This is a genomic window from Clostridioides sp. ZZV15-6388 (assembly GCF_020657755.1).
In the GTDB taxonomy this organism is placed as follows: Bacteria; Bacillota; Clostridia; order Peptostreptococcales; family Peptostreptococcaceae; genus Clostridioides.
The window spans coordinates 1-13,848 of the sequence record NZ_JAGWCU010000004.1 but is presented as its reverse complement, the minus strand read 5'-3'; the positions used below and the strand labels follow the sequence as shown (position 1 = coordinate 13,848).

Annotated in this window: 13 protein-coding genes and 1 other annotated feature; of the genes, 3 read left to right on the top strand and 10 right to left on the bottom strand. The window is 28.1% G+C overall.

All coding sequences use genetic code 11. The features are described from left to right. Nucleotides 1-420 precede the first annotated feature (420 nt). A complete protein-coding gene (locus KGF48_RS03765) occupies nucleotides 421-1,497 on the top strand; it encodes a M24 family metallopeptidase (RefSeq protein ID WP_227432453.1) in 1,077 nt (358 codons plus the stop codon). 88 nt (nucleotides 1,498-1,585) lie between these two features. Here the strand turns inward: KGF48_RS03765 and KGF48_RS03760 are convergent, their stop codons facing one another. Next, nucleotides 1,586-2,428 carry a DegV family protein gene (locus tag KGF48_RS03760; RefSeq protein WP_227829142.1) on the bottom strand — a complete coding sequence of 281 codons (843 nt, stop codon included), beginning with the start codon at nucleotides 2,426-2,428 and terminating at the stop codon, nucleotides 1,586-1,588. A gap of 184 nt (nucleotides 2,429-2,612) precedes the next feature. Between KGF48_RS03760 and KGF48_RS03755 the strand changes: the two genes are divergently transcribed. Then, complete coding sequence (locus KGF48_RS03755) at nucleotides 2,613-3,185, top strand: TetR/AcrR family transcriptional regulator (RefSeq protein ID WP_227482887.1); 573 nt, start codon at nucleotides 2,613-2,615, stop codon at nucleotides 3,183-3,185. 144 nt (nucleotides 3,186-3,329) lie between these two features. Here the strand turns inward: KGF48_RS03755 and KGF48_RS03750 are convergent, their stop codons facing one another. The 9 genes from KGF48_RS03750 to KGF48_RS03710 all read right to left on the bottom strand — a co-directional run bounded on the left by KGF48_RS03750 (nucleotide 3,330) and on the right by KGF48_RS03710 (nucleotide 12,020). Next, nucleotides 3,330-3,626, bottom strand: coding sequence for a hypothetical protein (locus tag KGF48_RS03750; RefSeq protein ID WP_227867753.1), 297 nt, complete (start codon nucleotides 3,624-3,626; stop codon nucleotides 3,330-3,332). 111 nt (nucleotides 3,627-3,737) lie between these two features. Continuing rightward, nucleotides 3,738-4,610 (bottom strand): YitT family protein, encoded by an 873-nt coding sequence (locus KGF48_RS03745; protein WP_227829145.1) that lies wholly within the window; start codon nucleotides 4,608-4,610, stop codon nucleotides 3,738-3,740. 326 nt (nucleotides 4,611-4,936) lie between these two features. After that, the gene (gene ileS / locus KGF48_RS03740) at nucleotides 4,937-8,044 is read right to left on the bottom strand and encodes an isoleucine--tRNA ligase (RefSeq protein WP_227867752.1); all 3,108 of its coding nucleotides are present in this window, start codon (nucleotides 8,042-8,044) and stop codon (nucleotides 4,937-4,939) included. Between the two features lie 89 nt (nucleotides 8,045-8,133). Then, nucleotides 8,134-8,366 (bottom strand) — a binding site (T-box leader). Nucleotides 8,367-8,539: 173 nt separating this feature from the next. Next, on the bottom strand, nucleotides 8,540-9,067 hold the full coding sequence (locus KGF48_RS03735; RefSeq protein WP_227432447.1) for a DivIVA domain-containing protein: 528 nt from the start codon (nucleotides 9,065-9,067) through the stop codon (nucleotides 8,540-8,542). Nucleotides 9,068-9,101: 34 nt separating this feature from the next. Continuing rightward, entirely contained in the window at nucleotides 9,102-9,887 is a 786-nt protein-coding gene (locus KGF48_RS03730; RefSeq protein ID WP_227840356.1) for a YlmH/Sll1252 family protein, read from the bottom strand. Nucleotides 9,888-9,896: 9 nt separating this feature from the next. Next, nucleotides 9,897-10,154 (bottom strand): YggT family protein, encoded by a 258-nt coding sequence (locus KGF48_RS03725; RefSeq protein WP_054274603.1) that lies wholly within the window; start codon nucleotides 10,152-10,154, stop codon nucleotides 9,897-9,899. Nucleotides 10,155-10,172: 18 nt separating this feature from the next. After that, nucleotides 10,173-10,631 (bottom strand): cell division protein SepF, encoded by a 459-nt coding sequence (locus KGF48_RS03720; protein ID WP_227829148.1) that lies wholly within the window; start codon nucleotides 10,629-10,631, stop codon nucleotides 10,173-10,175. Between the two features lie 39 nt (nucleotides 10,632-10,670). Beyond that, nucleotides 10,671-11,375, bottom strand: a complete 705-nt coding sequence (locus tag KGF48_RS03715) for a YggS family pyridoxal phosphate-dependent enzyme (protein WP_227840357.1) — start codon at nucleotides 11,373-11,375, stop codon at nucleotides 10,671-10,673. A 9-nt stretch (nucleotides 11,376-11,384) separates the two neighbouring features. Beyond that, on the bottom strand, nucleotides 11,385-12,020 hold the full coding sequence (locus KGF48_RS03710; RefSeq protein ID WP_227829150.1) for an HlyD family efflux transporter periplasmic adaptor subunit: 636 nt from the start codon (nucleotides 12,018-12,020) through the stop codon (nucleotides 11,385-11,387). A gap of 359 nt (nucleotides 12,021-12,379) precedes the next feature. Between KGF48_RS03710 and KGF48_RS03705 the strand changes: the two genes are divergently transcribed. Continuing rightward, entirely contained in the window at nucleotides 12,380-13,420 is a 1,041-nt protein-coding gene (locus KGF48_RS03705) for a PTS sugar transporter subunit IIC (RefSeq protein WP_227840358.1), read from the top strand. Nucleotides 13,421-13,848 lie beyond the last annotated feature (428 nt).

The window sequence follows — 13,848 nt, the reverse complement described above, 5'->3', positions numbered from 1 at the left end:
ATACTTCAATTTAACCTATAAAATACTTTAAATAGAAATATTTATACTTCAAATTTAGATATTTTGAAATCAAAATTTACTAAAAGTGATAAATTTTGAAAGTTCCATCACTTTCTCTTTAATGATACTAAATTTTTAAAATTGTTTCAATATTATTTTAATATAAAAATTTTTTTATTAATTTTCATAATTATATAACCATCTCAAATATATATTTTTACTTGTTCAAGTTATTATTTTTATAAAATTTTCACAATATAAACTTATTTTACTTTTCTTTTAATGTAAAATGAGGAATTAAATTTAATATAAAAGATATATGTTAAAATTTTTTTATATTTCTAGAAGAAAAGTATACTAATTTTTGTTTAATAGTGCTAAAATTGATTTGTATCGAATTTTGATTAGGAGGAAATTATTATGAAGACTCAAAGATTAAATGCTGTACTTGAACAAATGAAAAAAGATGATATTTCTCAAATGTTGGTAAGTGATCCTACTTCAATATTTTATTTAACAGGATTACTAATCCACCCAGGTGAAAGACTACTAGCTTTATACCTAAATTTAAATGGTAATAATAAATTATTTATAAATGAATTATTCCCAGTTGCAGAAGATTTAGGTGTTGAAATGGTTTGGTTTAATGATACTCAAAATCCAATAGAAATAGTAACTGAACATGTAGACAAAAATGCTACTATGGGTGTTGACAAAAACTGGCCAGCTAGATTCTTATTAAGCTTAATAGAATCAGGTGGAGGAAGCAAATTTGTAAACTCATCTTATATAATAGATACTTTAAGAATGTGTAAAGATGAAGAAGAAAAAGAATTAATGAGAATAGCTTCAAGATTAAATGACAAAGGTATGGAACAACTTAAAGCTACTGTTTCTGGTGAACTTACAGAAAAACAACTTGTTGGTAAATTATCTAAAATATATGAAGACTTAGGTGCTGATGGATTTTCATTTGACCCTATCATAGGATTTGGTCCTAATGGAGCTAATCCACATGGAGAACCAGGAAATGCTCTTGTAAAACCAGGTGATGCAATAATATTAGATATAGGTTGCATAAAAGATAACTATTGTGCTGATATGACAAGAACTGTATTCTATAAAGAAATACCTGAAAAAGGTAGAGAAATATTTGAAATAGTTCTTGAAGCCAATAAGAGAGCTGAAGCTATTGTAAAACCAGGAGTTAGATTCTGTGATATAGATGCAGCTGCTCGTGATTACATAACTGAAAAAGGATATGGACAATACTTCACTCATAGAACAGGTCACTCTATAGGACTTGAAGTTCATGATAAGGGAGATGTATCTTCTATAAATACAGATACTGTACAACCAGGAATGATATTCTCTATAGAACCAGGTATATATTTACCAGGAGAGTTTGGAGTTAGAATAGAAGATTTAGTACTAGTTACTGAAGATGGTTGCGAAATACTAAACAAATATGACAAAGAAATATGTGTAGTTGGTTAATTATAAGATTAACTTAGTAACATCAAAATAAGCTGTATAAAAATGACTTTATTCATTTTTATACAGCTTTAACTTTTTAATTTATTATTTATATTGCAGTTATCAAAATTGCACCTTTTGAAGTATATGTTCCCATTACTGAACCAACTTCACAGATTACAACATCTTTATATTTAACATCCTTTTCCATAGCTTCTCTTACTTTTTGAGCCTTTTCAGGGCAGTTAGCATGTCCTATAAATAAAACCTTATCTTCTTTATCTATAATTTTTGATTCTACTAACTGAATCAGTTTTTTCAAGCTATTCCCTTCACCTCTTGCCTTATCTATTGGAGTTACAATCCCATCTGCAACTTGTATTATAGCCTTAAAATTTAATGTATTTATAATTTTTCCTGCTATTGGATTTATTCTCCCTCCTTTAATAGCGTTTTCTAGCGTCTCCAGAGTTCCATAAAATGGTGGATTGTCTTTATATCTATCTATTATTGAAACAATTTCTTCAAGTTCTTTTCCTTCTTTTATTAATATTGCCGCTTTTAATATTAATTGTCCTATGCCAATTGACCCACTAAGTGAATCTATAATTTCGATTTTTTTATTATTTCCTTCTTTTTCGAACATATCTTTTGCCAAAAGTGCACTATTATAAGTTCCAGATAATCCTGAACTTATATTAATTACTAATATACTTTCCTCTTCACATTGATATGCCTCTAAAAACTTATCTGGTGAAGGACATGATGTTTTTGGCAATAATTTACTTTCATCCATTTTTCTGTAGAAAGTTTCATTATCTATTTCCTTCCCAGATATATAGCTCTCTTCTCCAAAAGATACATTTAAACCAATAACTTCAATATTGTATTTCTCTATTATATGATTAGGTAAGTCACATGCACTGTCTACTATCAATTTTATTTTATCCATATTAACCTCACTATAATATATTGTTTTTGTTTATTCAGTCGGTCGTACGACCGATTTAATTATTATTTTATATTTTGAATTAAAAAAAGTCAATAGATATAGATTCTTGCTTTATTGACAATAATTTTCTATAAGCTTATAATGTTATTAATTTGTTATAAATATACATAGAAAGGTAGGTTTTATGAAAACAAATAATATGAAACAGGCTATTTTATTATCTGCTACTAATTTAATAGCAAAAAATGGAGTTCAAAATACTAGTCTTGCTGATATTGCAAAAGATGTGAATATAAGTAAGGGTACATTGTATTATCACTACTCATCTAAAAATGATATTATATATGACATTGCTGATACTCATTTAGAAGTTATAACTAGTGCTATATTAAACTGTGTAAAAAATGTCAAATCCAAAAATTCTCAAATAGAAATGGTCAACTTAATACTAGAAAAAATATCTACTATAGAAAGTCGTGGTAGAGTACATATGTATCTTATTTGTGAGGCTATTACTTCAAATGATGATTTGAAAGAAAGAATGAGATTAAAATATATTGAATGGCGAACTACCCTTAAATCTGAAATTATTGAATCTCTTGAAAAATATAGTGGTGATGAAAATGAACAGGATGCTGAATCTTTTTCTTTTTTACTTATGTCTATAGTTGATGGTTTGGTTGTCCAAAGCTTGTTAAAAACAGAAAAAATGCCTTATGAAAATATCGCTTCTTTTTTAGTTAATCATTGGATTTAAACTCAATATTTTAATAATTAATAAAAGTGAACCATTAAAGTTTTTTACTTTAAACAGTTCACTTTTTTATTTTCTATGAATAATTTTTATTTAAACCTTCATGGAATCACAAAATAAAAATCATTTTATTAATTTAAAATATTTCTATTTATGTTGATGTGTATGCCCATCTAAATGTTCATGCCCATGTGTATGTGTGTGTTCATGCCCATGTGTATGTGTGTGTTCATGCCCATGCTCATGAGTCCCTGAAAATCCATCATCATGATTATGGTCATGCCCTACACCGTTTACGTGCTCATGTTCATGCCCATGACTGTGAGAATGTTCATGTGAATGTTGATTGCTATCTCCTCCACAACAGCCTTCTCCTCCAGTTCCACAGCATCCATTTGCATGTGGATTATGATGATTTCTTACTACAAATCTCTCTCTTAACATATTATTATACCTCCTAGTATATTATTGAGCACTTCATGTGCCCCATTAGTTACAGTATACATCTAACTAGGTACAATAACAAGATATATGGTATTTTTTAACACTTCTATCTTATAGAAATTTATCTTTAAAACCTCCACCTTTTACTTCTTCTACATTGTTTACAGAAATAAAAGCTTCACTATCCATATCATAAATTAAATCCTTAAATTTACCTACTTCATTTGCAGATATGATACAGTAAATCATTTTTTTCTTATTCTGCGTATACGCTCCTTCTGCTTCTAAAAAAGTTACGCCTCTACCCATCTTATTCATTATTACTTTTGATATTTCTTCATATCTATTTGATATTAAGAGTATAGATTTTTTTCTATCGAAGCAATCTTTTGCTATATCCATTGTAAAAGAAATTATATACATAGTAATTAGAGTGTACATTACCAATTTTGCTCCAAATAAAAATGCTCCTGCACATACTACAAAAAAATTAATAAATAAAAATGTATTTTTCATTGGTATATCATACTTTCTTTTCATTATAGCTGCTATTATATCAAGCCCTCCAGCAGTAGCTCTTGCTTTAAATGTTAACCCCATACCTATACCAGTTAAAACACCACCATAAATACACTGCAGCATAGTATCATTTATAGGAAAATATTTAGCAATATCTTGTGTTACCCCAAGTGCAACAGAAAATAGCAACATATTGACAAAACTTATTAACAAAAATTTATTATCAAAATACTTTTTAGCTATAATAAATATCGGTATGTTCATCAAAAAACTAGATAATCCCTGATTTATACCAAATAACTTATATAATATAACACAAATTCCAGCTACTCCTCCACTTAACAACTTGGCTGGTGCTAGATATAAATTTATTCCTATGGTTGATAAAATCATTCCCAATATAATAAGACCATATTGCAAAAATATGTTATTATCAATACTTAGTTTTTTGCTTTCACCATACATCAAAACGCACCCCTTTGCATAATAAATAAACTACCCTGCATAATGCACAATAAATTCAAAAATAAATTTACCAGAAGTAGCTAACTCTAAAATATTATTCATCCTCACTTAAACGTTTATTCACTAACATTTTATCATATGCTATAAATAATTTATATGATTTATATAAATTTATTTATTGTAAATTTTGGAATATTAAAACATTTAATTATTAGTCTACTAAAGCAATTAATTAAATAAAGAAATAAACTATCTTTTTAAAAAAAGCCCTATAGAAATTTACAAATAAATTTCTATAGGGCTCTTAATTAACAACTTATTATTTTTTATTTTCTTGTAACTTTTATACCTGTCATATGGTCATTTAAGTTTTGTTCTTCTAAAGATTTATCATCCACTCTATTTATTTCTAAAGCTAAAGTCTCAGACTTGATGTATTCATTAAAATGCTCAACAGCCTTAGCAATTTCATCATCACCACAGTAATCTATTACTATGTTGTCTAATACTTCAAAATTGCTAGATTTTCTCAATTGTTGTACTTTAGATATAAATTCTCTAGCATATCCTTCATCAATTAACTCATCAGTTAATTTAGTATCTAATATAACGAAAAGATTATTTTCAACAGATACATTAAATCCTTCTTTAGCAGTTATACCTATTAATACTAAATCTTTATTAAACTCAAAAGCTTCACCATTTAAGTCAACTGTTAAAGTTTCACCATTTTCAAGTTTATTAGCAGTTTCATGTGCATTTAATTTATTTAATGCTCCTACAAATAAGTTCATCTTAGCACCTAATACTGGTCCTGCTTCTTTAAAGTTTGGTTTTAAGCTAAAGTTCATATATTCATCCAAATCTTTAGCAAATACTACTTCTTTAACATTAAGTTCTTCTTTTATTAAGTCAACTACATCACTTATTGTATCTTCAAACTTACCATCTACTAATACTTTTTGCAATGGTTGACGAACTTTTATTCTCTCAACTTCTCTTGAAGCTCTACCTAAAGTAACTAGATTCTTAGCTAAATCCATTTTTTCTTCTAATTTAGTATCAACTAGACTCTCATTAAACTTAGGATATTCTGCTAAATGAACAGATACTTCTCCAGTTAGATTTCTATACATTTCTTCTGACATATATGGAGCAAATGGTGCTATAGCTCTGCAAAGTCCATGTAATAATTCATAAGTTGTATTGTATACAGCTTTTTTATCTTCTGTTAATTCAGTTGCCCAGAATCTTCTTCTTGAACGTCTTATATACCAGTTAGATAAATCATCATTTATGAAATCTTGTATCATTCTTAAAGTTTTATTTAATTCAAATATCTCTAAGTTTTCTTCTACATCTTTCATTAAATTATTGAATTTAGATAGTATCCATCTGTCAAGTTCTGGTCTATCTTTGTATTCTACAAAGAATTCAGTTGGATTTATATCATCTGTATTTGCATATAAAGTAAAGAAGTTATATACATTCTTCATAGTACCTATAAATTTACTTTGGATTTCTTTTAATCCATCCATATCAAATTTAGTTGGAGTCCATGGTGGAGAAACATATAGTAAATACCATCTTAGTGCATCTGCTCCGTATTGGTCAAACAACTGCATAGGATTTACTGTATTTCCTCTTGATTTACTCATTTTCTTTCCATCTTTATCGAGTACAAGGTCTGGAACTAAGACACTCTTATATGGTGCTTTTCCTAATACAAATGTTGATACTGCAAGTAATGAGTAGAACCAACCTCTAGTTTGGTCTATACCTTCTGATATATAATCAGCTGGGAATAGTTTATCAAAGTTTTCTTTGTTTTCAAATGGATAGTGGTGTTGTGCAAATGGCATAGCTCCACTATCAAACCAGCAGTCTATAACTTCTGTTACTCTTGTCATTGGTTTTCCACATTTTTCACACTTTAAGTGTATATCATCTACATATGGTCTGTGAAGTTCTACAGTTTCTGGGTTTACATCTTCTACAGCTTTTTCAGCTAATTCTGCTCTTGAACCAACTGAATCTGTATGGCCACATTCACATCTCCATATAGGAAGTGGAGTTCCCCAATATCTAGTTCTTGATATTGCCCAGTCATTTAGATTTTCTAACCAGTTTCCAAATCTCTTTTCACCTACAAAGCTTGGGAACCATTTTACACCATTATTATTTTCTATTAATTTATCTTTAAGCTTAGTCATTTCTATATACCAGCTTGGTTTTGCATAGTACACAAGTGGAGTTTGGCATCTCCAACAATGTGGATAATTATGAACTACTTTTTCCTTACTATATAGTTTATTTTCAGAAGCTAGCCATTTTATTATTTCAACATCTAGCCCATCTTCCATTACAAATCTACCTTCCCAAGGAGTAGCTGTAAATTTACCAGTTTCATCTACTGGCTGTACAACTGGTAAATCGTATCTTTTACCTGTATTATAGTCATCTTCACCAAATGCTGGTGCTGTATGAACTATTCCAGTACCATCTTCAGTAGTTACATAATCTCCTACTGTAATGAAAAATGCTTTTTTATCAACTTCTACAAAAGGCATTAACTGTTCATATTCTAATCCTTCTAAATCTTTACCTTTCATTTCTTCTAAAACTTCATAGTCTTCACCTAATACTTTATTAGCTAAAGGTTTAGATACATAATATACCTCATCACCTTTTTTAACTTTTAAGTAATCAACATCAGCATTTACTGTTAATGAAACATTTGATGGTAAAGTCCATGGAGTAGTCGTCCATGCTAAGAAGTATTCATTAGCATCTTTTTTCTTAAATTTAGCTACAACTGTATTTGTCTTTACTTCTTTATATCCTTGTGCAACCTCATGACTAGCAAGACCAGTTCCACATCTTGGGCAATAAGGAAGTATTTTATGCCCTTCATAGATATATCCTTCTTTATTGAATTTATTAAGTATCCACCATACAGATTCTATATAGTTATTATCTAAAGTTATATATGGATTATCTAAGTCAACTTCATAAGCCATTCTCTCAGTCATTATTCTCCATTGTTTTTCAAATGAGAAAACTGACTCTCTACATTTTTGGTTAAATTCAGCTATTCCATATTCTTCTATTTGTTGCTTGCTAGTAAGACCTAATTCTTTTTCTACTTGTATTTCAACTGGTAATCCGTGTGTATCCCAACCAGCTTTTCTCTTTACTTGATAACCAGACATTGTCTTATATCTACAAACAGAATCTTTAAGTGTTCTAGATAAAACATGATGTACTCCAGGATTTCCATTAGCTGTTGGAGGTCCTTCATAAAATACAAAACTTGGGTCGTCTTTACCTTTTTCTAGAGTTTTTTCAAGTATATCTATGTCTTTCCAATAGTCAAAAACTTGTGCTTCTGCTTGTTTTACAGAACTGTCCACCAATGGCTTAAATTTTGCCATATAAATCACCCTTTCTTACAGTTATTATAATTCCAAAGTTTTTATTCTTTTACATAAATTTGAATAATAAAAAACCCGTCCCCTTTAAACAAAGGGACGAGTTATCAATCGCGTTACCACCCTAATTCTATATGTGAACTTAACAATACTCACATATAACACTCTAATAGTATAACGGCACTAACCGGCACAGCTTAATAAAGTTTAATCGTTCAGCCTGCAGCTCAAGAGTGATTCTCATCTTTATAAATTCCTTGGTTCTCAGCATACCCAATTCTCTGTAAAATTATCTAAAGATAATTGTCTCTATCAACGCTTTTAAAAATTTTTCTGTGTTTATATGAAATTCTATAACAAATAATTTGAATAGTCAATATATTTTTGAAAAATATAATAATTTATATTTTTCTTGTATTTTTATCCTATTTTTAGTTTTTGTTATAGTATTCTCAAACTTATACAATAATTCTACCTAAAATCCAGTAAAATTATTGTTTATTCTAAAGTTGTAGCAGCTTCATCATTACTATAATTATACACTGATGTACCTTCAAATGCATTTACACATTTTTCATCTACATCATAAAAAATCTCATCGACACTTCTTATTTCATCTTCTAACAATGATTTAAATTTATTTCTAAATATCTTAAATTCTTTAACTAAAGCATCGTACTCTTTTCTTATCTCTATAACACGATTATTAGCTTGTTCTATAATTTGTCTAGCTTTTAAATCTGCTTCTTCAACGATTATCTTAGCTTTTTTATTTGCTGCACTACAAGTGTCTTCTGCTGCACTTTGAGCAGTTATTAAAGTAGCTTTTAGTGTTTCTTCAATATTTTCATATTTGTTGACTTGGTCTTGATATAATCCTAATTTTTCTTTAAGAGCTGTATTTTCTCTACACAGAGATTCATAATCTTCTTTGATGATATCTAAAAACTCATCAACTTCCTCATCTCTATAACCTCTTAAACCTTTTTTAAACTCTTTATTTTCTATCTCAATTGGAGTTAGCATTACATTTCCTCCCAGCTATAATTTTAATTAGTCCTTATACAATTAATTTTGCTTGAACTTTTATTCTTCCTTTTTTAGTAATATCTCCTATTTGTGTTACTTTAGCTCTTCCTTTACCTCTAATAGAAATTAAATCATCATTTTTAATTATTTTAGAAGTTGAAGTTATCTTTTCATAATTGACATGGACTTTTTCTCCATTTATGTATTTTGCACTATCTTGCCTAGATATATTGTAAAGACTACTTATGATACAATCTAACCTATCTGAAGATACTGTAAATGATACTTCCTTATATTTTGAAGAACTATTAACAATATTTTCTCTGGAAATTTCCTTTACAATTACATTATTTCTTGAAACTTTCTCTAAATTTATGATTATAAAATCACAAATATCACTACTTACAACTACTTGACAAAAACTATCATGTATAATTATATCTCCAATTTTTTCTCTTTTTATACCTAGATTCAAAATTGCTCCTAAATAATCTTTATGAGATATACTTTTAAATTTAAAATTTCCTTCTATCTGTAAAAATCTAAGAGTATCTTCTATATCCTCATATTCCATGTAAAATGGATAAATAAATACAGTGCTTCTTTCAGCTTGTTCGTAACCTCCATCCACACTGTATTTTATTTCATTAGTAGAATTTAATATATCTACAACATTTCTCACTTCATATGGATTAAGAAACTCAGTAGACTTAACATCATAGTTTTTTATACAACTATTAGCCTTGTCTATTACTTTAAACATTTTATTTTTCAAGTCTATATCCTTTATGTGATTTGTCAATTTCAATTTGTCCATGTTATCACCTTAGAATATAACCAATACTAATTGTCTTAGGAACATCAATAATACTATTGCAATTAAAGGAGAAAAATCTATCGGCCCATTTGTGTATTTGTACATTATAGACCTTATTGGACCTTCTATTGGCTCTGTAAGATTTTCTAAAATCTCAAAAATTTTGCTTTGTCTTCCATTTGGAAACCAAGTCATCAAGCTTTTTATAACTATCATCCATGCTATTATGTCTAAAAGATAATACAGTGCAATTCTTATTGTTCCCATACATTAACCGCCTTTTTACTATTTATTTTGCCAAGGGAAGAATGCTTTACTTTCTAATTCTTTTTTCATATTTGCATCTATATCTACATTATTAGGAGCTAGTATAAATATTGACTTAGAAACCTTTTGTATACTTCCATCTAAAACATAAACCGCTCCATTCATAAAATTAAATATAGATTTACGAACTTCAGAATTAGTCAATCCTTCCAAATTCACTATAACTGCCCTTCTTTGTTTTAGATGGTCTGCTATAGTTGCAGCTTCATCATAAACTTTAGGTTCAACTATTACAACCTTCATTTGAGAAGTTGTATGTAAATTTACAATTTTATTTGCTTTTGCAGCACTAAATCCTCCATTTATTTCTTCCTCTTGAACTATATCGTCCATACCACTTTCATATTCATCTTCAATATAATCTTCATCTTCATCAACTATCCAGTTCTTAAATTTAGATATTATTCCATTTGACATTATTAACTTCCTCCTTAGAATTTATTCAGATTTGAGTAATTATTTTTTATTGTAATTTCTTTCTCCAAAGATTGATGTTCCAACTCTAACAATGGTAGCCCCTTCCTCTATAGCAATTTCATAATCGTGACTCATTCCCATTGATAAAACATCCATACCTACATTAGATATGTTTAATTCTTTTATTTGTATTGATAAATCTTTAAGACCTTTAAATACACCTCTTATTTCATCTTCATCTGCTACAAAAGGTGCCATTGTCATTAGACCTTTTATTTTTATATTTTTATATTTTTCTGACACTTCTTTGACAAAATCTATAACTTCTCCTTTGTCAAGTCCATGTTTAGATTCTTCTTTAGATATATTCACTTGTACTAAACAATCTATTTCTCTATTTATTTGCTCAGCCCGTTTTTGAATTTCCTCGCATAACGCGATTCTATCTAAAGAATGTATCATACAGACTTTATCTATTATGTACTTAACTTTATTTGTTTGCAAAGTTCCTATTAAATGCCAATTTAGTTTGTCACCTATAATATCATACTTTCTAGCTAATTCTTGAGGTTTATTTTCACCAACAGAAGTAATTCCTTCTTCCATTGCTTCACTAACTAAATCTACATCAACAGTTTTTGTAACTGCTAAAAGAGTAATCTCTTTACTATCTCTATTTACTTTTTTTGCGGCTTCATCAATTTTACTTCTTACTTTAGATAAATTCTCTTTAACAGAACCCATTATTATCACCTACTTTATCCTTATATTTGTGTTTATTCTGTTAGGTCTTAAAATTATTTTGTCATATAGATTAACACTTTTAACTCCATTTATGTCATTTTTATAATAATCCACAAATACAGAAGATTCATTTTCATAAGTTATCCCTTCTAGTATGACAAATTTTACACTTTGTGATTGTTCATCAATTACATATACACCACGTTTATTGTCTTTTGTTTTTATAGAAGTTTTAGGTATTTTTAAACATTCCATCTGATTATATATTATATCAAATTCTTCGACACTTGTATCCTGATTTCCAATAATTTGGTTACTTATTTTTAATTTTACCATTATTTTATTATTATTTTTATATATTTTGTAAACTTTTGCATCTATTTTTTGTTTGTTATATTCAATTATGACATCTTGATTTTTTTTAAAGCTTTTAGAATCTTCTTTATCAACATATATTGATAAAAAACTACTCTGGTCATTAAAGTCTTTTTCTAGAGTACCTTCCGTACTAATTTTTGCATCGACTACTTCAGATTTTAATACTACTGTATCTACATTCTTACTAATAATCATTACTAAGATATTAAACACTAAATATATAAGAATACCAAGTATCACTAATCTGGTATATTTAACCTTTTTCAAATACTCTCCCCCTATAAAATTACTTTCATTATAAATACTTCTTCTAAAAAAGGTTTATTCCTTTTTTATATGATAATAATTGTTTTTTTTCATATTAAATTTATTTTTTATCAATCTTCCTATACAAGATTGTATTATTTATATATAATTATCTTATAAAGTATAAGTTTAACTTACATTTTAAACTTGCTTTATATACTTTTATAGTTATTTTTATTTTTAGATACAATATAAAACCAATTAAAATTTAAAATTACTTTTGTTCTGTTGTCATTAATTAGTTAATTATTTACACATTAGGATAACGTTATCATAAACAAAAGTTTATGTCCTAAAAAAAATACAAGGAGGATTTTCTTATGTCAGAAATTTTATTAGGAACAGGTTTACTTTTATTGGTTCTATGTTGTTTCACAATTTTTAGTTACAAAGCTCCATATGGTATGAAAGCTATGGGAGCTCTTGCAAGTGCTGCTTGTGCTACTTTCTTAGTCGAGGCATTCAACCTTTCTTTACTTGGCGACGTTTTAGGTATGGAATTTTTTAGAAGTGTTGGAGCCGCTAATGGTAGCCTTGGTGGAGTTGCTGCTGCTATACTTGTACCTTTAGCTCTTGGTGTATCTCCAGTTTATGCAGTTCTAATAGGATTATCGTGTTTAGATTTTTCTATATTATCTGGATTCGTTGCTGGGTACTTTGTTTCTTTCTTGATTAAGTTTATAGAGAAAAAGGTACCACCTGGAGTGGATTTAGTAGTTGTAATCCTTCTATGTGCACCACTATCTCGTCTTATAGCATCAAATGTAGACCCATTAGTTAATAGTACACTACTACAAATTGGACAAGTTTTAATAGAGGCTACTAATATTAGTCCTATAGTGATGGGAATTATATTAGGAGGCTTAATAACAGTAGTTGGTACATCTCCACTTAGTTCAATGGCGCTTACATCTATAATTGGTCTTACTGGTCTTCCTATGGCAATAGGAGCATTAGGTGCTTTTGGTTCAGCTTTTATGAACTCAACACTATTTGCAAGATTGAAGTTAGGATCTAAAAAAGATATTATATCTGTCGCTATTGAACCACTGACTCAATCAGATATAATTTCGGCAAATCCAATACCTATATATTGTACTAATTTCTTTGGAGGCGCTTTTTCTGGTATCGTTGTAGCTTTGATGGGGCTTGTAAATATGACACCAGGTACAGCTACACCTGTAGCTGGATTTGCTATAATGTTTGCCTATAATCCAGTTAATCAAGTACTTATAACAGCTGGATTGTGTGCCTTATTTAATGTAGTCGCAGGATTTTTAGGCTCAAAAATATTCAGTACTTTTAAAGTTCTTACTGCTGGTGAAATACGTGGTACTGATATAGAAGAAGAAATTGCTTAAAAAACAATAAGATTTATAAATTAATATTTTAAATGATAGAGTTTTATATTGTAGGCAATTTTATTAATTGCAAGCGTTTTATTTTTATATTTGTTTATGATTATTATGTGTGTTAAATATTTAGATAGATTTTTATTTTTTTAAATTTAGTTTTTTATTTGGTTGATATAACTTATTAATATTTAAATATCATAACTTTTAAATTTTTTAAAATATTTTACTTAATTACTTGAAAATATTATTAAATTTAAAATTCAAAATAAAAGGGGTTTTCTCAAAATTGATTTTTTCTAATCAAATTTTAAGTTTAACTCCTTTTTTGAATTTTTATATATTATTTTTATTACTTCTTTTTAATTAATATCTTAAACTTTAATATTGAGGAAATTTGGGCAAAAGAAATAAAGCATATGTATCTTAAAAAAATT